Raw genomic sequence first — 21,429 nt, forward strand, 5'->3', positions numbered from 1 at the left:
AAGCACTCTAGCACCTCGACCGGTCAATGCATCGCGTCAGTCCTGCAATGTTCGGGTGATCCGCTGCAACATGGCATCGCACGCCTCAAGCTGCGCCACGCTGACGAACTCGTCGGGTTTGTGCCCCTGATCCATGCTGCCCGGCCCGCAGACCACTGTGGGGATGCCGATGGCGTCGAACAGCCCGCCTTCGGTGCCGAACGCCACCGTGGTGAACGCGTCCGAACCACAGAACTGCGCAATCAACTGTGCCGCCTGGCCCTTCGCGTCGGTCGCCAGGCCGGGATAAGCGGAGAGCTCGGTGAAGCGAATGTCGGCGTCCGCAGAGACCGCCTGCATGCGTGGCAGGACGCGCGCGTTGGCGTAGTCCTGCAACTGCTGCGCGATGTCGAGCGGATCATGGGCGGGCAGGGCGCGGACTTCGAAATCGAAGCGGCAATCGGCGGGCACGATATTCAAGGCCTTACCGCCGCTGATCATGCCAGTCTGGACGGTGGTGAACGGCGGATCGAAGCGTGCGTCATGCAATTCTGGGGCGCGCAACGTTGAGCCGATGCGGCCCAGTTCGCCGATCAGCTCGGCGGCGTACTCGATGGCATTCACGCCTTGGGGCGCGTAGGCCGAGTGACAGGCGGCGCCGTGGACGTCGCAGCGCATCGCCAGTTTGCCTTTGTGGCCCAACACCGGCTTGAGCTCGGTGGGTTCGCCGATGATGCACAGCAGCGGCTTGACCGGACGTTGATCCAGCTCCGCCAGCAACGAGCGCACGCCGAGACAACCGACTTCTTCGTCGTAAGACAGCGCAATGTGCACTGGCTTATTCAAGGGCGCTGCCAGCAGACCTGGCACTGCGGCCAGCACGCAGGCGATGTAGCCTTTCATGTCCGCCGTACCCCGTCCGAACAGCTTGCCGTCATGCTCGCTAAGTTCGAACGGGGCGACGGTCCACGGCTGCCCGTCCACCGGCACCACGTCGGTGTGGCCCGACAGCACGATGCCGGGCAAGTCTGCGGGGCCCAGTGTCGCGAACAGATTCGCCTTGCTGCGCGACGCGTTGAACATCAGCTCGCAAGGCACGTCGAACCCGGCGAGGTAATCGCGCACGAACTCGATCAAATGCAGGTTCGATTCGCGGCTGGTGGTATCGAATCCCACCAGCGCGGCCAACAGGTCCCGGCTGTTCATGCTGTTCCCCTTTGCTTCATCGACGCGTCATTCGTCACCCGGCACACCATAGCGGGGAGCCTGGGTCGGGTCGAGGGCGCGGGTCAGGTAATCCTGCATCTGCGGACGGTAATCGGCCCACAGGTGGGCGAGGGTGCCGATGGGGTCTTCGTCGGCCCAATCGACGCGCAGATCGACGATAGGCCAGCTGTGTTCGCCGACCACCACCAGCGCCGCCGAATGCACCGGGCCGGCTTCACCCCCGGCTGCAACGGCCGCTTGCATCGCGGCGATCAAACGCTCGGCGAGCGGGCCTTCACAGGATTCGAACGCCCGCACCAGCGCCTTGATCACGGCCCGATCCGCCAGCATGTTGCCCGCCCCGACGCACTGTTCCCCCGATAACGCATGGTGCGTGCCGAGGGTTTCGCTGCCGCTGAAATGCGCGGTTCGGCCGAGATGATCGATGGCTGTCACTTGCCGAAACTGGCGGTAATCATCGACGCGCAACGCAGCCTCCAGCGCCTGCTCACAGGACAGGCCGTTTTCCATCTGATCGAGCGTGAGCGCGCCGAGGGCGGGGAGGGTGATGTTCTGGGTCGACACCGCGCCAACCCCCGGCCGCAACCAAGGGCAACGCGCCCCCACGGCAATGCTCGACGAGCTGATGGCGATGCCCAATTGGCCGGTTGCGGCGCAGCGGCCGACGATGGAAAACGTCATGGTGTGTTCATCCTGTTTCGTCCTGACCTGCCATTCACCGCTCCGAAGCGTGGCGGAGGGAATGGCCCATGACCGCATTCTGGAGCGGTGCCGTCGTGGACGAAACGAGGATATTCGTGAGCGCTGGTTAGGGAAAACCGTATCAGCCCGAACGTGATGCAGGCAGACGCGGCTCCTCGGTCCGCTCCGTCCACCACTCGCAATGTCGCCAGTCCGAATCGTCGGCTTCGCCTGTCAGCGCAAGTAGCGTCGCTCAATGTCACGCATGCGTTCATCGCCTTGTAACAGGATGATCTCTTTGACGGAGGGAAGATGTGGGTCCACGTGTTGGATACCGCGGTCTTTGATGATTTGCGCGAACGTTGTGCGCATCGCACCCACGGCCGCTCTGATCGCGTGATTGCCGTAAATCACAATCCCGACCTTGCCCAGGGCTTCGATGTCTTTCTCGGTCAATTGAGGGTACGCGGTGGGCACGAGCACCAGTGGCACGGTACCCGACCATGCCTTCACGAAGTGAAGGATTTCATTGGGCGTCGGCTGCTTGGAATGAATGAGGATGGCATCGGCGCCCGCCGCTTCGTATGCCAGGGCTCGGGTAATCGCTTCCTCTTGTCCCAGCCCTGCGATCAAGCTTTCAGTGCGTGCAATGACGACGAAGTCCTTATCGGACTTCGCCTGCACCGCAGCGGCGATCTTGCCTTGAAACTCTTCGAGACGAACCAGTTCCTGCCGCCCATCGGCGCGCAGGCTGGTGTCTTTCGGGAATGTCTTGTCTTCCATGACCACCGCCGAGGCACCTGCCGCCTCATATAGGGGGACGACGTAACTGACGTTGACGGCATTTCCGAAGCCTGTGTCGATGTCTGCAATAAGTGGGATGGACGTGACCGACGCAATGGCGCGCATCATGTCGAGGTGCGTACCGCTGGATAGAATGTTCGCGTCAGGCACCGCGTAACTGGCAGACAGTTCGAAGCCACTGCCCCAAATACCGTGAAAGCCTGCTTCTTCAGCCAGGACCGCTGACAGAGGATTGTGTGCCGCCATTGCAGTGAACAACTGACGGCTGTCGAGGGCTGCGCGAAGGCGTTGATGCTTGCTCATATAAACTCCTGAAGTGGCGTTGGAACTTGCCCTGTATAACGAGGGCAGAATCAGTATTGACACGACATCACTCACCGCGCTCGGGACTGAGGCGGCGGAACGATCGTTCAGCGTGAGTAAAACGGGCCGTCCCTGGTTCAGAGGACGACGTTAAACATGCGTTTTCAGAACAGTGTTGTCAGGCATCTCTCGACCATACTCAGCCCTTCGCAGACTTCTGCTGAAGGTTGTTTGTGCGTGATCTTGAAATACTTGCGGGCGGGCGGCGCGTCTTTGATGGACTCGACGACGAACTCATCGGGCCGGATTTTTTTGACCCATTCACCGACCGAATTCACGACAATCGACCATTGCTGCTCATCCACCAGCAAGTCTGGAATCAGGCTGGCCATGTCCAGCTGGACCCGCCTGATCTGCAGGCTGCCCAACGTTCGCTCATGCCATAACTGAAAATCCTTGCTCCAGCGCCAGAAGATTTCCTTTTCAGGATCGAGCTGAGCGACATTCACTTCCGTGGGTTCCCCACGGGAAGGCCCTGAACGGCGCAGCAGGCAAAACCCTTCTTCCGTGAACGGTGACATCAGCACATTGGACGGCACTGAGACTTCGCGCGCGAGAAAGGCAATATCCATGACTTTCGTGGACACCGACTCAACGGACTCTTCGGTGTGTTCCGTGTGAATGCGAAGGGTCATACGAGGCGCACACTGATAAAGCATCGAATACAGGGGCGGCAGCAAATACATGTTCATGCTGTTCGGCGCACTGATATTCAAATGAAGATTGAAATTCGTGACGCCAAACCGGTCGATATCGTTCAGCACATCCTGGAAGCGTTCGGCCAGCGGCAAAAACGCCTTTCCCGATGCGGTGACCCTGATACTGTCGACGCCCTTGTGGCGTTCGATCAACGTTACGCCCAGCTTCTGTTCAAGTTCTTTCAAGCGATAACTGATGGCCGACGGCGAAACATGAATACTGTCCGCCGCCGCCCTCAGACTTTGCTCTTTGACGATGGCAAGAAATGCACTCACGCCCAAGTAATACATGCCGCCTCCGCACGCTGGATCAAAGCAATGATGGGCGCCGATCATGCATCCTTGCGACGTCATGGCAGGGCGCATTGCAGGTCGGCGCAGCATAGCAAACGTCCTCCGGACCCGAAGGATGTGCACGTCATACTGTCGTGCGCGACACGGGCGTTGGCGTGTCGGTGACGGTCGGTGCGTGCGTCACATGACGCCGATTCATCTTGAGCACCTGAATGTGCGCGAGAATGCAAAACAGCACGCAGAGCAGCGACCCGCCAAACAGCACCATTATTCCGCCGTCCCAGCCCACGCGGTCGACGGCGATGCCAATCAGCGTCGTACCGGCGGTTGCGCCGACGATGTAGCTCATGAAGCCGCGAAGCCCGGTCATTGACCCTACGGCAAAGGACGGGACGATTTCCATGCCTTGGACGCTGGCCAGAAACTGTGGGATGTAAATCAGGCACCCGATCATCGCGGTAAAAATGACCACCGATACGACGCTCGTGGATTTCCAGTAGCCGACGATGCAGACGATGATCATCAGGGTCGAGATGATCGCCAGTGGCATGCGCTGACCTTTGAAAAACGTATCGGAAATCCAGCCCGCCAGAAGCGTGGAGGGAATGGCGGCCCATTCGAATAGCAAGAATGCGACTGACATTTCGGCCATGGAGAAGTGTTTGTATTCCGTCAGATAAAGCGGCATCCAGGACACCATGCCGAAACGAATGACATACACGCATGCATCCACCATCGCGGTGTACCAGGCGGATTTGTTCGGCAGCACGTACCGACGAAATATCTGCCAGGTGGACAATTCACGGCCGAGACGCGCTTCATCTTCTGGCAAGGGCTTACGTGCCGTGTGAACGGAAGGGGCCTCTTCAAGAGGGGTGAAGCCTTCGGCGCGTGGGGAGTCCTTCCCAAGCATCAGGACCAGAGGAACAACCGCCAGGGCAAGCATGGCAGGCAACACATAGACAGCGTACTGCCAGCCGCCGACCCCAAAGAAAACGATGCCGGCGGTGATCACCGGCGCCACGATGCCTCCGCCGATGTTGTGCGAGATATTCCAGAGTGCCCCGACGCGTCCGCGCAGCCTTTTCGGAAACCAGTTCGCCATGGTGATGTAGGCCGGTGCTGCCCCGGTGCCCTGAAACAGGCCAAGTAACGCCAGAAGGACGACGAACTCCCACAGGTCCTTGGTAAACACGAACGCCAGGTTGACCAGTGCACAGCAAGAAAGGCCCACGGCAAGGTATTTCCTGGGACTGGCCTTATCGGCCAACGCACTCATGAACCCCTTGCTGAGTCCGTAGGAAATCAGCAGGACGCTGCTGAGCAAGCCGATTTGTGTGGACGTCAAACTTAGATGCTGTTTCAGATAAGGCGTCGACAGAGCAAAGTTGTTGCGGACAATGTAATAGGCCATATAAGCGAGAAAGCACGAGGCGACCGCGCTGATGCCATATTTCAGAAATGTTCTACCGCCCGCTTGGTGTTGAGCATGTTCGCTGCGTTGTTTTTCTTGTAATAGAGAGATCATGTAAATGCCCCGACGTGTTATCGATGACTGTTGAGCGCTGTACGCATCACATTGATGGCCTGCGATACCCCATCCACCGGCTGCTCCCGGGTCTGATGACTGAGTTGCAAATCGGCGGAGCGCTTGAAGAACGCCAGCGTTCCCTGCGTGACACACGGCGTGACGTGCAACTCCTCCAGCGTTTCCACCACCTGTTGCATTTCGAAGTAGCGGCGTTCACACGCATTCAAATGACTGACGATCCAGTTGCTCGCTGTCTTTTCAAATGGCGTATGCGTCACGGTGTGGACAATATCGGCCCAGAGCGCCTCATCAACTCCGGATTCTGTCGCGGCCAGCATCGTCTCGATGAGGATGGCTTCGATGCCCTTGGAAAAAACGCTGCGCAACATTTTGAAGGTCGATGCCTGGCCCAGTGTTGGGCTGAAGAACAGGGTGTTCAACCCGGCACCGTTGAGGCGGGCACTGAGTTCGCTGGCCTGCTCGCCCCCCAATAGAATCTTGGTGTTTGCGCCCGTTGCACCCAGTGCCCCTAATATCGCGCCTTCCACAAAGAGGGCGGCGGACGGCTGGATGATGTTGGAGATGGCCTGTTTGATCGAAGGCGAAGTGGAATTCAAGTCGACGTAGTACTGCCCTGGCCTCAGCTGCTGTGCACTTCGTTGCGCAACGTTCAGCGCCGCCTGCGTGACAACTGTTGATAAGACAATGTCACAGTGTTTAAACAACGCCTCAAATCCCACAACCGTCACTGGCGTTGAACCTATTCGATCTTTCAGTGTTGCCAACCCGCCTTCATTGTCGGCCAGTACATCATGCACTACAACGCTGCATCCGTTTTCCGCCAGGCGTCGGGCAAAATGAGAAGCCACTTCACCGTAGCCGATAAAGCCCACATTAAGTTTCATACATGTTCTCTTATTCAAAGTAAGACGGTGCGTCCTCCCCAAATTACAGAGCATTTCGTTCGCGCGAGTTTTAACGACTTAGTTCGCTGATTTATCGCTAAGTGACAGGCTGACTCAATGAACGATGAGGACGCGGGATTAAGGCTAATGTGAGGGGAGGAGGGGGTAAAGTGAATTGATTGGGGTATTAATCGCTGATTTTCTGCGAGGTCCGAGCGCGTTGGGCAGGTTCTTGTCGCAACTTCTGACCACGATGTGGACGCCTGAGTGGGCCGTTGTCCGAAAGAGGTCGTGTGAACGCAGGCCGGGTGCGTCACTTCCTGGCCTGCATCGGAACGTACGCCCTTTTAGAGGTCGTCCTTCAACGTGATCAGCCGCTCTTCTGCTGGCACCGGTCGCCCGAAGAAAAAGCCCTGAAAGTGCGAACAGCCTTCCGCTTGCAACTGGAGCATCTGCTCTTGGGTTTCAACACCTTCCGCCGTGGTCTCGATCAGCAGGCTGTTGCCCATGCCGGTGATCGCCCGGATGATCGCCAGCGCTTCCTTATTCTCAGCCATGTCCTTGACGAACGAGCGGTCGATCTTGATGCGGTCGAAGGGGAAGGAGCGCAGGTAGCCAAGGGACGAATAGCCGGTGCCGAAGTCATCCAGCGATATCGCCACCCCCAAGGCCTTAAGGGCGCGCAGGGTGGACACGTTTTCGTCGCTGTCGCCGAGCAGGACCGATTCGGTGATTTCGAGCTCAAGGCGCTCCGGCGCCAGCCCGGAATCCGCCAGCGCCAGTTCGACGATGGCGATCAGCCCCGGGTTTTTGAACTGGATCGGCGACAGGTTCACCGACACCGATTGTCCAGTCCCCCAGCCGGCAGCTTCCTGACAGGCCAGGTTCAACGCGCGGGTGCCGACTTCGTGAATCAGGCCGGTTTCTTCAGCCATCGGAATGAAATCCATCGGCGCAATGATGCCCTTGATCGGGTGGATCCAGCGTATCAGTGCCTCGTAGCCGGAAATGTCCTGACCGTCCCGGCTAACGATGGGCTGGTAATGCATCTTCAACTGGCCGAAGTGCAGCGCCGTTCGCAGGTCGGCTTCGAGGTTCCGGCGCTGACGAGCGATTTCATCCAGCTCCTGACGGAAACGCTCGAAGCGGTTGCGACCGTTGCGTTTCGCCTCGTACAGCGCCATGTCGGCGTAGCCCATCAACTGCTCGGGTTTGACGTGGTCGTCAGGGGACAGCGCAATCCCGACGCTGACACCGACTGTGCAGCTGTGCCCGTCGATCAGAAACGGCGGCCGCACAGCTTGAATCATCCGTTGTGCCGCCAGTTCGGCGGCCTCTCGGGTGTCCAGCTCCGGCAGGATGACGGCAAACTCATCGCCCCCCAGCCGCGCGAGGGTGTCGCGTTCGCGCAGCTCGGCCCGCAGTCGGTCGCTGAGGGCGCGCAGGAGCTTGTCGCCAAACGCGTGGCCCAACGCGTCGTTGACGTCCTTGAAGTCATCGAGGTCCAGGCACAGCGTGCCGGTGATCTTGCCGGAGCCCCCCGGGCCGTTGGAACGCCCCAGGGCGTCCTTCAAGCGCTGCTGAAACAGCGTGCGATTGGGCAGTCCTGTCAGCGCATCGTGGTGGGCCATGTGATGGATCTTGGCGTTGGCGGCCAGCTCATCGGTCACGTCCTCGGCCACGAATAGCGCGTAATCCGAATGGCTGTCGGTGTCTTGACTGAGCACCGTGCGGCTGCGCAGTGTTCGCAGCCCCTGCGCGGTGTGAACCTGCATCTCGGAGGTCCGGACCTCGTCCATCGCCAAGGCCTGATTCATCTGCAGGCTGATGTAATCTGCCACCTCCGGCCGCAAGCATTCACTGGCGAAACGCCCGACCATTTTGGTAGCGGCGAACAGACGTTCCGCCTGCTGGTTGGCCAGCAGAATCTTGTGCGAACTCACGTCCTGCACGATCACGCTGGCCGGAATATTAGCGATCACTGAGTCGAGGAAGCGCGACAGCGTGTCCATCTCGGCACTGCGCTTCTCCGCCAGCTCCTTGGCCTCCACCAGCTGCAGCTCGTTTTTGCGTCGCTCGGTAATGTCCCTGGTGATCTTGGCGAAACCGATCATCTCGCCGTCTTCATCATGGATAGCGTCGATCACCACACTGGTCCAGAAGTGCGAGCCGTCCTTGCGCTGACGAATGCCTTCCGCCTCGAACCGGCCCTCTCGGCGGGCGGTCTCCAGCCCTTTGGACGGCAGACCGAGGGCGCGGTCCTCCGGTGTGTAAAACACCGAGAAATGCTGACCGACGATCTCATGCTCCAGATAACCCTTGGCTCGCTGCGCACCCGCATTCCAATTCACTACATTGCCGTCCAGGTCCAGCATGTAGATCGCGTAATCGCTGACGCCCTGCACCAGCAGGCGGAAACGTCGCTCCTGCTCGCGTTGCGCTTGCAACGCCTGATGCTGTTCGGTGCAGTCGCGGGTGATCTTGGCAAACCCCAACAGCTCGCCCTGCTCGCCGAGAACCGCGTCGATGACCACATGGGCCCAGAACGCGCTGCCATCCTTCTTCAAACGCCAACCTTGGGACTCGAAGCGACCTGCCGTGCGGGCAATTCCCAGGTTCTTGTTCGGCAAATCCGCACGGCGCTCCTCTTCGCTGTAAAACAGCGAAAAATGCCGGCCTACGATCTCCGCCGCCGAATACCCCTTCGCCCGCTGCGCCCCCGGGTTCCAGTTCGCCACGATGCCTTCCGGCGTCAGCATGTAAATTGCATAGTCCACGACGCTCTGAATCAGCAATCGGTACATCGCGTCGGAGTCTTGGAGTAACGGCATTCTAAGCACCTGACAGGGTGATAAAGGGTGGCGCGGCAGGGTGGGGGTGAACGTGATTCAAAATCACAGTCCCTGAGAGGCTATCGGCTGGTGAGGAGGGAGGTTTAGGGGGGGATTGTCAGAGTGCTCTCAGTCTTGATTTTTATGCAAACTGTCAAGTGGATTTATGATGTTTTGAGGTCAATCCCCCGGCTTTTCCCAAAAGATCAAGTGCTCCATTGCACGCTCGGTGTCCCCCATCTGATCCTTGCCCAACCCATGGTCAAAACGCTCAGAAACTATCTTGCGCACGGTCCCCAGCCGTTGAATGAAATTATTTTCGCTTACGAAGCGAGAAATTTCCTTTTCACGTAGCGTTGGATCCTGGCCAGGCGAGTCCAGCTCTTTGTAGAAATAATAGTCTTCTATCTTTCTCAGCGAGATCATCATGAACTCTAGCTCTTGCAATGCCACGATTGCTCGCTTTCCGCTCAGTGTGATTTTTCTATTCTTTTTCTTAAGCTTATTTTCTTTTGGTGAAGGTGGGGTTTTCAATTTTCAGGTCTCCGAAAACCGTAAGCTCTTTACGATGGTAGCTAGGGTTTTTTATCCACTCTAGACGCTCAGCTGGGACATCTGTTTCCACGTAGTCACGACCTCGCCCATCCTTTATTCCATATTGCTCCACAGCCCTCTTGGGGCTAAGGGGCTTGCTTGCTGCGGGTTCTAAGTAAACACGGTTATTATCACGGGCTTTGATCACTCCACTTTCTTTAATGCCTTCTAAGCCTTTCCTGTTCGTATAGTGACGAACACGGACGCAACTCCACCCCCACGGATCCACCCACCCGACCGCATTCGGCGCATACCGGTAGAGATTGATGCCGCCCGCCAATCCGATCGGGTCGGGCGTGGTAAACCTGCCCACATCCGGGTCGTAAAACCTGAAGGTGTTGTAGTGCAGTCCGGTCTCGCGATCAAGGTATTGGCCTTGGAACCTCAGATTCTGAGGGTCAGTATGCGGCGCGCGGTCTTCGTGGGTGGTGTTGCCCCAGACCTGGTAGCGCGCTGTCCAGACCAGGTCGCCGTTGGCTTCGGTCAGTGCTTCCGGTTGGCCGTTCGGGGCGTTGTGGAAATGGTGAACCGTCTGGAATTCGCCGATGCCGTCGATTCGGGCGAGGGGTTCGTGGCTCTCTTCAACATAGAGGTAGAGGCTCTGTTTGTCATAGCAGCGCTCGTGGAGCAGTCGCAGGCCATCCCAAGTGAAATGGGTCGTGTTCACCAAGCGTCCATGGCGGTTGTATTCACTCTTTTCGACGCGCCGTCCCAGTGGGTCGTAGGACATGCGTACGATGTCGCCGTTGTCGTTGTGAACCGCAATCAGTCGATTTTCATTGTCGTAGGCGAAACGCTGAGTACCGTGACGCACGCTGCGTTTCTCGATCATTCGGCCAAACCCATCGTAGCGGTAGCGTTTGTCCTGATACCTCAGCAGCCGGTTGTGCGAAATATGGCCGGAGCCTTGGGCATCCAGCAGGTTGGCCGCCGGATCGTAGGCATACAGTTCCGTCTCAGTGGCCGGCTCGCCTTCTCTAGCCATGAGCCGTCCGGTCGCGTCGTAGCGAAGATAAGTGCGAAACGTGCGTGGCCCATTGCGTTCGGAGTGCCCCATGAGGTTGTCGGCGGGGTCGTAGTCGTATTCAGTCGCCCAATGCGCGGGCAGTTGCCGAGGTTTATCGATAAAGCGACGCGCCCTTGAGCGCAAGCGACCGGCGCGATCGTACTGCGTGCGCGTATTGAGCTGACCCTGCGTTCGCAGCACTTCACGGTGCAGGCGGTCGCGCTCGACATCGCAAATGACCAAACCGTCCAGATTGATCTGATGCACATGGCCGCCGCCGTAGCGCAAATGATTGAGCCAGCGGCCATCCGGAAGCCGGGATTGAACTCGGTTGCCCAATTCGTCGTAGTGGTGCTGCAAAACGCCTGTCGCGCCGGATTCGCTGACGAGTTGGCTCAGGGCGTCGTAGGCAAACCCCACGCTGTGTTGTTCAGCGCCTGCGCCGGTGAACACGATATGAATCAGTTGATCACGCGCATCGTAGGTGTAGGCCGTCTCGCCATCGGCGGTGACCTTGGCGATCAAACGTCCTGCGGCATCGCGTTTCAGCTCATGAATGATCGAATCTTTTGCGAACGCTTCCTCATTAGGCGATGCAAGCTGTCTGATCCGCACCACGTTGTTCAGTCCGTCGTAGGCGTAACGCCGCTGACTACTGTCCAGATCCTGCTGAACCACCAGCCGGTCACCGGCATCCCAAGCAAATCGATAGTGTTCGCCATTCTCGTTGGTCAGGGTGTGCAGGCGGCCGTAGGCGTCATGAGCGAACCGGACCTCTCGCCGCAAGGCATCAGTCCGCTGTCGAAACTGGCCGCGACGGTCGTATTCATAAAGCGTGCTCGCCCCGGTGGGATCTGTGTGGCGGGTCAGCCTTCCCCCTAGCGCCCATTCGTACTGATCGACGCGTCCATCTGGCAGCACTCGCTGGAATAGCCGGCCCAATGCGTCATGCCGATACACCGTGCGCTCGCCCAGCGCATCAGTGATCCCTTGCAGAAAGCCTCTCCGGTCGTAGCTGAAACGCGTCGGATACCCCGAGCAGTCGATGGATTCAGTTAGTTGTCCAAACTCGTTCCAATGCTGTTTTCGGCTTTTGCCTGTCGCGTCGATGATTTCGATGACCTGACCGTAGCCGTCGTAGCGAAACTGAGTGATGTGCCCCAGCGGATCGACCGCGTGGGTGCAGTTGCCGCGCGCGTCGTAGCGGTACTGCCAGGTATTGCCGGCTGCATCGGTTTCCAATCGGGGCAGCGACCAGTGTTCAAGCCATTGCGTCAACTCGCAGCGGCCCAACGGGTCCTCGGTGGTTTCAAGGTTGCCCGTATCATCGTAGGTGTAACGCCATTCACCCTCTTGTGGGTCGGTCGCCCCCAGTAACTGACGTGCGTCGTTCCACGCAAACCGCCAGGCCAGCCCCAGGTTGTCGATGTATTCGGTGATCTGATGCTGAGCGTTCCAACGCCGCTCGCTACGACGGTTCAGGCCATCAGTGACAACCGTGCGCCCTGCGTCCAAGTCGTAGTCGAAACGGTAGTCGTCGCCCTCGTCGGTGTAGTGACGCACGACACGCCATTCCCTGTCGTCGATCAAGCCCCACTCGTAAAAGCAGCGCAGGCCTCCAGGAAGTTGGTGCTCGACCATGCGTCGATCAGCGTTATAAACGAAGCGCCGCTGAAGGTTGCCCATGGCATCCGTCACCTCAGCCAGATCACCCGATTCATCATAGGCATAGCTGGCCACAGTCTCATGGCTGCCGTCGTCGAACACACGCTCAAGTCTTTCGACCCGTTGAGGCCATCGCGTCGAATACGCCACATCGAGGCACGCCACATGCAGCGAATCACGTAACCCCACCAACCGTCCCGCGGCGTCGTACTTCAAATGGACCCGGTTGTCGTTGCGATCGCCCAGCTGACTCAATTGAAGCCGGGACGGATCGGGCGACGTGGGCTCGAACAGCCTATACAGCCCATCCTCACTTTCGATGAGTAACCGGCCGTCGTCGTGCCGTTTGACTGCCAGCCCTTCACCGGCGCTGAACACTGCGCCACCGAGGGCTATCGCGCCCATGTCGATCTGCCGCGCTTGCTCGTCGGTGTAGACCAGCCGCTCGCCACCCTCCGGATGGGGCTCGACAACAACGCTGACCTCGAACGGCACACTCCAGCCTGCGCCGAACAGCCCATCTCGGCGCTCGTCGCGGCTGTTGTAGAAACGCTGCCATTCGATGGGGATGAGGCCGGGGAGGACGACGTCCAGTTCCTCGACACCGCCCAGCACCTTTGCGCCTGTAGCGGCATGCACGGGGTGCGGAGAGCCAGACATCGCTCGGCCCAGCGCCGCTGTCACCTGACTGACGACGAAGGTGTTTACGCCGCCGAATAACATGCAGGGCAAGTTGCTCACGAATTTGCGCGGGCCGCCCTTGAGCATCATCAGCGCGCTGACTGCCAGACCAATGCCTGGTGTTTTGCCACTGCGGATCGGTCGTACGACCAACCGCTCACCACCGATCCGCACGTTGGGGGAAATCAACCCTGACGACACCACGACCGCGTCGCAGGTGCTGCGATCGCCGCTGCGCGCGGCGGGTTGGCCGTTGATGAACACCCTGTCCGACCCTTCAGCGATGTACTGGACCGGCATCGGCGAGTGCCGTTCACAGGTCACATGATCGGACGGTTTTGGAATGGCGCCCGGGGCGGGCGTGGCAACCGTGGGTCGCCACAATTCGGAGAAGAAGCCCCTGGCAATGTCAAGAAAGGTGCCTTCGGGCGTCTCATCGGCAGGCAAAGCAGCACTGTCGGACGTTACCGTACCTGCCGCACGCACCGCCGGCAGGCCATTGATGAGCACGTTGGGGGAGCCGCTGCTGATGTGGGCACAGACGGTGGGCGGGAACAGGTCGTTGGCCAGGTCGTCGCAAAACTGACGAATCTCCTCGTCAATGCCCGAGGCGTTCATGCCTACGCCGACGGCCAGGCTGACCGCAGCAGCCAGTACGCAAGCGCCTATCCCACCCGTGGCCACGGTCAAGCCAGCGGCCGCAACCAGCGCACCGCCGACCAGTGCGCCGACCGCAACGTTTGCCGCGACCTCTAGCACGCCGCCAAAGGCGTCGGCCAGCATTGAGCTGTGAGCGAGGGCATCGCCTTGGCGAGCGGCCCAATGGGCGTCAGACATTCCGTGATCCGCGTTGAGAAAGCGGCGGAATGTAAGGGCTTTGCAGTGAGCTGTCTGAGCGCTGAAACACAATAAGTATGGCCTTCGCTCTTTTCGGAAAGGGCCTACAGGCTTCGAACGTGTTGTCCTATCAGCTGCGGCGTATGCGCCTGACAAAACACGCTAGCGCACGTAAAACGACGCAATGCAGGTAGAGCGGCACGGGGCGGGCCTGCTACCATCCGCCCCTTGATCCAACCTGCTCGAGACCTTTCATGACCGTTCGCACCCGCATCGCGCCATCGCCCACCGGCGACCCCCACGTTGGCACGGCTTATATCGCACTCTTCAACTATTGCTTTGCCAAGCAGCATGGCGGCGAATTCATCCTGCGCATTGAAGACACCGATCAGCTGCGCTCGACCCGCGAGTCCGAACAACAGATTTTCGACGCACTGCGCTGGCTCGGCATCGAGTGGAGCGAAGGCCCTGACGTCGGTGGTCCTCACGGCCCGTATCGTCAAAGCGAGCGGGGCGACATTTATAAGCAGTACACCCAGCAACTGGTCGATGCCGGCCACGCCTTCCCGTGCTTCTGCACCGCGGAAGAGCTGGACCAGATGCGCGCCGAGCAGATGGCCCGAGGTGAAACCCCGCGTTACGACGGTCGCGCGCTGTTGCTGTCCAAGGAGGAAGTCGAGCGGCGCCTGGCGGCGGGCGAGCCTCATGTGATTCGCATGAAAGTGCCGAGCGAAGGTGTGTGCGTCGTGCCGGACATTTTGCGTGGTGAGGTCGAAATCCCGTGGGACCGCATGGACATGCAGGTGCTGATGAAGACCGACGGCCTGCCGACGTACTTCCTGGCCAACGTGGTCGATGACCACCTGATGGGCATTACCCACGTGCTGCGCGGCGAAGAATGGCTGCCCTCGGCGCCGAAGCTGATCCTGCTGTACGAATACTTTGGCTGGGAAAAGCCGGCGCTGTGCTACATGCCGCTGCTGCGTAACCCCGACAAGAGCAAGCTGTCCAAGCGCAAGAACCCGACCTCGGTGACGTTCTACGAGCGCATGGGCTTCATGCCTGAAGCGATGCTCAACTACCTGGGCCGCATGGGCTGGTCGATGCCGGACGAACGTGAGAAGTTCTCGCTGCAAGAAATGGTCGAGCACTTCGACCTCAACCGGGTGTCCCTCGGCGGGCCGATTTTCGACATCGAGAAACTGTCCTGGCTCAATGGCCAATGGCTGCGGGAGCTGCCCGTCGAAGAGTTCGCCACGCGGGTGCAGAAGTGGGCGTTCAACAGCGACTACATGATGAAGATCGCGCCCCATGTGCAGGGCCGTGTCGAAACCTTTAGCCAGGTCGCGCCGCTGGGCGGATTTTTCTTCGCCGGCGCTGTGCACCCGGATCCGAAGCTGTTCGAACACAAGAAGCTCTCGCCCGAACAGGTGCGTCAGGTCATGCAGCTGATCCTCTGGAAGCTCGAGTCTCTGCGCCAGTGGGAAAAAGACACCATCACTGGCTGCATCCAGGCGGTGGTCGAGCATCTGCAGCTCAAGCTGCGCGATGCCATGCCGCTGATGTTCGCAGCGATCACCGGTCAGGCGAACTCGGTTTCGGTCACCGACGCCATGGAGATCCTCGGCCCGGACTTGACCCGTTACCGCTTGCGCCAGGCGCTGGACCTGCTGGGCGGTGTGTCTAAGAAAGAAAACAAAGAGTGGGAAAAACTGCTCGGCGCCATCGGCTGAGTGACCGCCGGTCGTTGCGCGGCGCCTGAGTGTGCGTGCAACGACCGATTGCGTCAGGTTTTCCGGGGGAGGGCGGTAAGTGATTGTTATCCCGGAAAATTCTTTTGGAATATGTTCAAAAAAAGTTTGACAGCTATCTAGGTCGCACTTAATATGCGCCCCGTCCACACGGCAACACAGAAACACGGCGGCAACGCAGTGCGATGTGAGAGTGTAATGTGGGGCTATAGCTCAGCTGGGAGAGCGCCTGCATGGCATGCAGGAGGTCAGCGGTTCGATCCCGCTTAGCTCCACCAATTTAGAAGCTTCAGGGCTGGCTACGCTGCCTTGAAGTTTGTACCGCAAATCGGAACCAGCACCGATCAGGTACACAGAGGGTTCGTCCCCTTCGTCTAGTGGCCTAGGACACCGCCCTTTCACGGCGGTAACAGGGGTTCGAGTCCCCTAGGGGACGCCAGCTTCACCGAGTGATGCCGTAGGGTTGATCTCCGCCGCGAGGCGCTAAATCTGGGGCTATAGCTCAGCTGGGAGAGCGCCTGCATGGCATGCAGGAGGTCAGCGGTTCGATCCCGCTTAGCTCCACCAAATTGCCAGGATTCGTTGATGACGGATTCGACTGAAGGTTTTGCGTCCCCTTCGTCTAGTGGCCTAGGACACCGCCCTTTCACGGCGGTAACAGGGGTTCGAGTCCCCTAGGGGACGCCACGATTTCTCGCTCTGCGAGACCAAGGGTCATTCGATTATTGAATGGCCCTTTTGTTTTTTTAGGCTTTAGACGCCTTTCCCAAACCCTCTAACGCCGCTATCGAGCTTGCCGGGACGGATTCACCCGCGAATCCGTGTTCCGGCGACATCTCTATCGCACGTAAGGCCCTCTCGGGAACGAGTTCATTCTTGCGACTTCCAGTTCAATCCATGGCACGCTTGCCATCCATCATGATGCAGATAATATTATCGTCATCATCCCGGAGGCGGACATGAACGATAAAAAAGCACAAACCCGTGAACGCATTCTCGGTGCAGCCAGTTCAGCGTTGATTGCGCGCGGTCCCGTGGAGCCCAGCGTCAACGAGATCATGGGCGCAGCCGGTTTGACAGTAGGTGGGTTCTACGCGCACTTCGACAGCAAGGAGGCCTTGATGCTGGAGGCGTTCAATCAGCTGCTGGCCGAGCGTCGCGAGATGGTCGCATCGATCGATGACCAACTGCCGGGCAAAGAGCGACGTGCCTTACTCGCTGCTTTCTACCTTTCGCGCAAGCACCGGGACGCCGAAGAGCATGCCTGTCCGCTGCCTACCGCGATCGGCGAGATGACGCGGCTGTCGGACGATTTTCGGAGCGCGCTGTCCGAACACGTCGAATTGATGGTGGCGCAGTTGGCGTCGAGCCCTGAAGAAACCGACATGACGCTGGCCGATATCGCGCTGATGCTCGGCAGCCTGGCGCTGGCCCGAGCGCTGGGCCCCAGCGAGCTGTCGGATCGGGTGTTGCGGGCCGGCAAGTCGGCCATGCAGTGAGGCGTTCCTGACAGCTGCACACCTTCAGCGGATGCTTTTGGTTACACTGCCTCCCGAATGCATTCATGAGGGGCAATAGCGAGCATGGTTTGGGATCTGGCAACGCCGTTCGTCATCGATCTGCACGTGGGCGAGGACGATATAGACGGATTGGGGCACGCCAATAATGCCGTCTACGTCGCCTGGCTCGAACGTTGCGCGTGGCGGCATTCGCAAAAGCTGGGGTTGGACCTGACTGAGTACCGGCGACTGGACCGCGCGATGGCGGTGGTTCGACATGAAATCGATTACCTCGCCAGCGCTTATCAGGAGGATGAGCTGCAGTTGGCGACCTGGATCATTGACTGGGATCAGAAGCTCAAGATGACCAGGCGTTTTCAACTCAAGCGCCCCCGTGACGGCGTCACGCTGCTGCGGGCGCAAACCACGTTCGTCTGCATCGAACTGTCCACCGGCAAGCCTAAGCGAATGCCCGCCGAGTTCATCGAAGGCTATGGCTGCGCCTTACAGTTGGCCCTTTCCTGACGTACACCCCGTTCACAACCGGCACGCGACTGCGTAAACTGCCGGACTTTTTTCCGAGTGTGACCCATGCAAATTGCGCTGGCGCCCATGGAGGGCCTGGTCGATGACATTCTGCGCGATGTGCTGACTCATGTCGGCGGCATCGACTGGTGCGTGACCGAGTTCATCCGGGTGACGGAGCGTCTGTTGCCTGAACATTACTTTCACAAGTTTGCCTCCGAACTGCTCAACGGCTCGAAGACCCGCGCGGGCGTGCCGCTACGCGTGCAGCTGCTGGGTTCCGACCCGGTGTGTCTGGCAGAGAACGCTGCATTTGCAGCCGAGTTGGGCGCTCCGGTCATCGACCTGAATTTCGGTTGCCCGGCCAAGACAGTCAACAAATCCCGAGGCGGCGCCGTGCTGTTGAAAGAGCCGGAACTGCTGCACTCGATCCTCGAACACGTGCGCCGTGCCGTGCCTGCGCATATTCCGGTCACTGCCAAGATGCGCCTGGGTTACGACAGCACCGAGCCTGCGCTGGATTGCGCTCGGGCGCTTGAAGCCGGGGGCGCCGAACATATCGTGGTTCACGCGCGGACCAAGGTCGACGGCTACAAGCCCCCCGCGCACTGGGAATGGATCGGCAAGATTCAGGACGTGGTGAAGATTCCGATCATCGCCAACGGCGAAATCTGGACCGTGGACGACTGGCGCCGTTGCCGGGAAATCTGTGGGGCCCGTGACATCATGATCGGTCGTGGCCTGGTGGCCCGTCCGGACCTGGGCCGTCAGATCGCGGCGGCAGAAGCGGGGCGGGAAGTGGTCGAGATGAGCTGGCAGGCGCTGCAACCGCTGCTTCGCGACTTCTGGCTGCAAGCGATGGCGAAGATGACCCGTGTTCAGGCGCCGGGGCGTCTCAAGCAATGGGTGGTGTTGTTGACCAAGAGTTACCCCGAAGCGACTGTCATGTTCGATTCGCTACGGCGTGAGACGGACTGTGAACGGATTAGCCAGATGCTGGGCGTCTCGGCACCGGAGGCGGCCTGAGAAAAAATTTTTACAGCGACTCTTGAAACAGAAGTGACGGTCCTTATTTAAGGGTTACGCGATGCCGAAGTCGGGTCGCGGAGACACACACTTGCTGATATTTCAGGAGATTGACATGACTACTGCATTTTCTCTGGCTCCACTGTTTCGTTCTTCCGTAGGTTTCGACCGCTTCAACGATCTGTTCGAATCGGCGGCCCGGAACGAGTCGGCCAGCACTTATCCTCCCTACAACGTCGAGAAGCACGCCGACGACCAATACCGCATCGTCATCGCGGCGGCCGGTTTCCAGGAAGAAGACCTGGAATTGCAGGTCGAGAAAGGTGTGCTGACCGTTACCGGCAGCAAGCGCGACAAGGCTGCTGAAGGTGTGACCTTCCTGCACCAGGGTATTGCCCAGCGCGCGTTCAAGCTGTCGTTCCGTCTGGCGGACCATATCGAAGTGCAGAACGCTGCACTGGCCAACGGGTTGTTGAACATCGATTTGCTGCGTCTGGTGCCCGAAGAGGCCAAGCCAAAACGCATCCAGATCAACGGCCAGAAAACCCTGGCGCATTGATCCGCAGCCGGTAGCAAAAAGGCGTCCTTCGGGGCGCCTTTTTTGTAATTGCATTGTGCACGGTTCGAGCGTCCTTCGTGACAGTCCGAGCGGGGGCGCGACGTGCACGCAACGACCGATATGCACCCCCAATATTTTTAAACGTGTACGGGCTCTTTCGTCAGCAAGCTCACAACCACAAGTCATTTGGCTGTCCGGGAAAAGAGGCAGTCATAAAGCCCGGGTGCTTCCATCCGTTAGCATCACTCAACAAGGCCGTCTGCCTGAGCATCCAGCAGCGCCATGAACGCCCGGGCGGCGTTCGACAGCGTGCGTTCGGTGTGGACGATGTAGCCCAGTTGGCGGTGCAGCTGTATGCCGGGTAATGGAATACGCGCAACCTGTTCGTCGAGCATGGTTCGCGGCAGTACACTCCATGCCAGTCCGATGGACACCATCATCTTGATCGTCTCCATGTAGTTGGTGCTCATGGCGATGTTCGGCTTGAGTCCCTCTGCTTCGCACAGCCCGCTGACGATGTGATGGGTAAAGGTGTTGCCGCCGGGAAAGACCGCGGGGTACCCGGCGATATCGGCCAGGCTCACATTGGCCATATTGGCCAACGGGTGCTCCGGCGCTGCGACGAAATCCAGCGGGTCGTTCCAGACCTGCACCGCCCTGACCAGCGAATGCGGTTCGGGCGCGAGGGTGATGACTGCCAGCTCGGCGCGGCCATGAAGGATTTCGTCATAGGCGACTTCGGAATCGAGAAACTCGATGTCCAGCGCCACCTCCGGGTAGGTACGGGTAAACGTCCTTAATAAAGAAGGCAAACGGTGCAGGCCGATATGATGGCTGGTCGCCAGACTCAGGCGGCCACTGACTTCCCCGGTCAAGTTGGTCAGGGCTCGTCGGGTGTCGTCCAGCACATTGAGGATCTGATACGCCCGCGGCAGCAGGGCGCGGCCGGCTTCGGTGAGGCTGACTTCCCGGCCCAGCCGATCGAAGAGGCGTACATTCAGCTGTTGTTCCAGGCCGGCGATGCGTTTGCTGACCGCAGGTTGTGTCAGATGAAGACGCTCTCCGGCAGCGGAAAAACTCCCCGTTTCGGCAATGGCAATGAAAGCATTCAGGTTTGCCAAGTCCATCTCGAATTCCTATGGGTTATCCAAAGCATGAAAAATATGAATTTGAGTTATTTAAGCATATTCCATAGCATCTACCCCACAAGCCGGAGGGTCTTTCAGGCGTCGCCGTGACGCGATGACCCGGGGCATAGAAATACGCTGATGAGGAAACCGTCTGATGGCCGGGAAAACGCTCTACGACAAGCTCTGGGATTCGCATTTGGTCAAACAGCGCGACGATGGGTCGGCGCTGCTGTACATCGATCGTCATATCATTCACGAGGTGACTTCGCCACAGGCGTTCGAAGGTCTGCGCCTGGCTGGCCGCAAGCCGTGGCGCATCGATGCCAACGTCGCCACCGTTGACCACAACGTGCCGACCACCCCGGACCGCAAGGATGGTGTCGACGCGATCGTCGATCAGGTCTCGCGCCTGCAGGTCAAAACCCTCGACGACAACTGCGACGAATACGGCATCACCGAATTCAAAATGAACGATGTGCGCCAAGGCATCGTTCACGTGATCGGTCCGGAGCAGGGCGCCACGCTGCCCGGCATGACCGTGGTCTGCGGCGACTCCCACACCTCCACCCACGGCGCATTCGGCGCCTTGGCGCATGGTATCGGCACCTCGGAGGTCGAGCACGTACTCGCCACTCAGTGCCTGGTCGCCAAAAAAATGAAGAACATGCAGGTGAAGGTCGAAGGCAAATTGCCGTTCGGCGTCACGGCCAAAGACATCGTCCTCGCCGTCATCGGCAAGATCGGCACCGCGGGCGGTAACGGCCATGCCATCGAATTTGCAGGCAGCGCCATTCGTGACCTGTCCATCGAAGGCCGCATGACCATCTGCAACATGTCCATCGA

Annotated in this window: 16 protein-coding genes and 4 tRNA genes; 10 read left to right on the plus strand and 10 right to left on the minus strand. The window is 59.2% G+C overall.

The annotated features are described in order from the left end of the window. Positions 1 to 36: 36 nt before the first annotated feature. From argE to B3N48_RS10475, 9 genes are all read right to left on the minus strand, one after another. On the minus strand, positions 37 to 1,185 hold the full coding sequence (gene argE / locus B3N48_RS10435) for an acetylornithine deacetylase (protein ID WP_296183004.1): 1,149 nt from the start codon (positions 1,183 to 1,185) through the stop codon (positions 37 to 39). Between the two features lie 27 nt (positions 1,186 to 1,212). Continuing rightward, on the minus strand, positions 1,213 to 1,887 hold the full coding sequence (locus tag B3N48_RS10440; RefSeq protein WP_296183006.1) for a DUF1028 domain-containing protein: 675 nt from the start codon (positions 1,885 to 1,887) through the stop codon (positions 1,213 to 1,215). Positions 1,888 to 2,121: 234 nt separating this feature from the next. After that, positions 2,122 to 2,994 (minus strand): phosphonopyruvate hydrolase, encoded by an 873-nt coding sequence (locus B3N48_RS10445; RefSeq protein WP_296183008.1) that lies wholly within the window; start codon positions 2,992 to 2,994, stop codon positions 2,122 to 2,124. Positions 2,995 to 3,158: 164 nt separating this feature from the next. Continuing rightward, the gene (locus B3N48_RS10450; protein ID WP_296183010.1) at positions 3,159 to 4,136 is read right to left on the minus strand and encodes a LysR family transcriptional regulator; all 978 of its coding nucleotides are present in this window, start codon (positions 4,134 to 4,136) and stop codon (positions 3,159 to 3,161) included. Positions 4,137 to 4,170: 34 nt separating this feature from the next. Continuing rightward, a complete protein-coding gene (locus B3N48_RS10455) occupies positions 4,171 to 5,574 on the minus strand; it encodes an MFS transporter (RefSeq protein WP_296183014.1) in 1,404 nt (467 codons plus the stop codon). A gap of 17 nt (positions 5,575 to 5,591) precedes the next feature. Continuing rightward, positions 5,592 to 6,536 (minus strand): NAD(P)-dependent oxidoreductase, encoded by a 945-nt coding sequence (locus B3N48_RS10460; RefSeq protein ID WP_296183015.1) that lies wholly within the window; start codon positions 6,534 to 6,536, stop codon positions 5,592 to 5,594. A gap of 293 nt (positions 6,537 to 6,829) precedes the next feature. Then, complete coding sequence (locus tag B3N48_RS10465) at positions 6,830 to 9,313, minus strand: sensor domain-containing protein (protein ID WP_296183018.1); 2,484 nt, start codon at positions 9,311 to 9,313, stop codon at positions 6,830 to 6,832. Positions 9,314 to 9,493: 180 nt separating this feature from the next. Then, positions 9,494 to 9,847 (minus strand): hypothetical protein, encoded by a 354-nt coding sequence (locus B3N48_RS10470; protein ID WP_296183020.1) that lies wholly within the window; start codon positions 9,845 to 9,847, stop codon positions 9,494 to 9,496. Continuing rightward, positions 9,816 to 14,096 (minus strand): RHS repeat-associated core domain-containing protein, encoded by a 4,281-nt coding sequence (locus tag B3N48_RS10475; RefSeq protein WP_296183023.1) that lies wholly within the window; start codon positions 14,094 to 14,096, stop codon positions 9,816 to 9,818. The genes B3N48_RS10470 and B3N48_RS10475 overlap by 32 nt, the downstream gene beginning before the upstream one ends. A gap of 254 nt (positions 14,097 to 14,350) precedes the next feature. On the opposite strand from B3N48_RS10475, the gene gltX reads away from it, so the two are divergent. The 9 genes from gltX to B3N48_RS10520 all read left to right on the plus strand — a co-directional run bounded on the left by gltX (position 14,351) and on the right by B3N48_RS10520 (position 19,456). Further along, entirely contained in the window at positions 14,351 to 15,829 is a 1,479-nt protein-coding gene (gene gltX, locus B3N48_RS10480) for a glutamate--tRNA ligase (protein WP_296183026.1), read from the plus strand. Between the two features lie 220 nt (positions 15,830 to 16,049). After that, a tRNA-Ala gene (locus B3N48_RS10485) sits at positions 16,050 to 16,125 on the plus strand. 85 nt (positions 16,126 to 16,210) lie between these two features. Further along, a tRNA-Glu gene (locus B3N48_RS10490) sits at positions 16,211 to 16,286 on the plus strand. A gap of 52 nt (positions 16,287 to 16,338) precedes the next feature. Beyond that, positions 16,339 to 16,414, plus strand: a tRNA-Ala gene (locus B3N48_RS10495). 44 nt (positions 16,415 to 16,458) lie between these two features. Continuing rightward, positions 16,459 to 16,534 (plus strand) — tRNA-Glu (locus B3N48_RS10500). Positions 16,535 to 16,806: 272 nt separating this feature from the next. Beyond that, entirely contained in the window at positions 16,807 to 17,346 is a 540-nt protein-coding gene (locus tag B3N48_RS10505) for a TetR/AcrR family transcriptional regulator (protein ID WP_296183031.1), read from the plus strand. Positions 17,347 to 17,430: 84 nt separating this feature from the next. Continuing rightward, the gene (locus tag B3N48_RS10510) at positions 17,431 to 17,871 is read left to right on the plus strand and encodes an acyl-CoA thioesterase (RefSeq protein WP_296183033.1); all 441 of its coding nucleotides are present in this window, start codon (positions 17,431 to 17,433) and stop codon (positions 17,869 to 17,871) included. A 66-nt stretch (positions 17,872 to 17,937) separates the two neighbouring features. Then, on the plus strand, positions 17,938 to 18,897 hold the full coding sequence (locus B3N48_RS10515) for a tRNA dihydrouridine synthase (RefSeq protein ID WP_296183037.1): 960 nt from the start codon (positions 17,938 to 17,940) through the stop codon (positions 18,895 to 18,897). A 115-nt stretch (positions 18,898 to 19,012) separates the two neighbouring features. Then, positions 19,013 to 19,456: an Hsp20 family protein gene (locus B3N48_RS10520; protein WP_166598511.1), complete on the plus strand. Its 444-nt coding sequence runs from the start codon at positions 19,013 to 19,015 to the stop codon at positions 19,454 to 19,456. 242 nt (positions 19,457 to 19,698) lie between these two features. On the opposite strand, the gene B3N48_RS10525 is transcribed toward B3N48_RS10520, so the two are convergent. Then, a complete protein-coding gene (locus tag B3N48_RS10525) occupies positions 19,699 to 20,583 on the minus strand; it encodes a LysR family transcriptional regulator (RefSeq protein ID WP_296183045.1) in 885 nt (294 codons plus the stop codon). Positions 20,584 to 20,740: 157 nt separating this feature from the next. Between B3N48_RS10525 and B3N48_RS10530 the strand changes: the two genes are divergently transcribed. Next, on the plus strand, positions 20,741 to 21,429 hold a 689-nt coding region (locus B3N48_RS10530), incomplete at its 3' end, for an aconitase family protein (protein ID WP_296183048.1).

This window comes from Pseudomonas sp. UBA1879 (assembly GCF_002338065.1).
GTDB lineage: Bacteria > Pseudomonadota > Gammaproteobacteria > Pseudomonadales > Pseudomonadaceae > Aquipseudomonas.

What these genes read in the sequence shown, in the direction of transcription:
- argE (WP_296183004.1), bottom strand. Translation starts at nt 1,185, where the DNA reads ATGAACAGCCGGGACCTGTTGGCCGCGCTGGTGGGATTCGATACCACC.
- B3N48_RS10440 (WP_296183006.1), bottom strand. Translation starts at nt 1,887, where the DNA reads ATGACGTTTTCCATCGTCGGCCGCTGCGCCGCAACCGGCCAATTGGGC.
- B3N48_RS10445 (WP_296183008.1), bottom strand. Translation starts at nt 2,994, where the DNA reads ATGAGCAAGCATCAACGCCTTCGCGCAGCCCTCGACAGCCGTCAGTTG.
- B3N48_RS10450 (WP_296183010.1), bottom strand. Translation starts at nt 4,136, where the DNA reads ATGCTGCGCCGACCTGCAATGCGCCCTGCCATGACGTCGCAAGGATGC.
- B3N48_RS10455 (WP_296183014.1), bottom strand. Translation starts at nt 5,574, where the DNA reads ATGATCTCTCTATTACAAGAAAAACAACGCAGCGAACATGCTCAACAC.
- B3N48_RS10460 (WP_296183015.1), bottom strand. Translation starts at nt 6,536, where the DNA reads ATGCTCTGTAATTTGGGGAGGACGCACCGTCTTACTTTGAATAAGAGA.
- B3N48_RS10465 (WP_296183018.1), bottom strand. Translation starts at nt 9,313, where the DNA reads ATGCCGTTACTCCAAGACTCCGACGCGATGTACCGATTGCTGATTCAG.
- B3N48_RS10475 (WP_296183023.1), bottom strand. Translation starts at nt 14,096, where the DNA reads ATGTCTGACGCCCATTGGGCCGCTCGCCAAGGCGATGCCCTCGCTCAC.
- gltX (WP_296183026.1), top strand. Translation starts at nt 14,351, where the DNA reads ATGACCGTTCGCACCCGCATCGCGCCATCGCCCACCGGCGACCCCCAC.
- B3N48_RS10505 (WP_296183031.1), top strand. Translation starts at nt 16,807, where the DNA reads ATGAACGATAAAAAAGCACAAACCCGTGAACGCATTCTCGGTGCAGCC.
- B3N48_RS10510 (WP_296183033.1), top strand. Translation starts at nt 17,431, where the DNA reads ATGGTTTGGGATCTGGCAACGCCGTTCGTCATCGATCTGCACGTGGGC.
- B3N48_RS10515 (WP_296183037.1), top strand. Translation starts at nt 17,938, where the DNA reads ATGCAAATTGCGCTGGCGCCCATGGAGGGCCTGGTCGATGACATTCTG.
- B3N48_RS10520 (WP_166598511.1), top strand. Translation starts at nt 19,013, where the DNA reads ATGACTACTGCATTTTCTCTGGCTCCACTGTTTCGTTCTTCCGTAGGT.
- B3N48_RS10525 (WP_296183045.1), bottom strand. Translation starts at nt 20,583, where the DNA reads ATGGACTTGGCAAACCTGAATGCTTTCATTGCCATTGCCGAAACGGGG.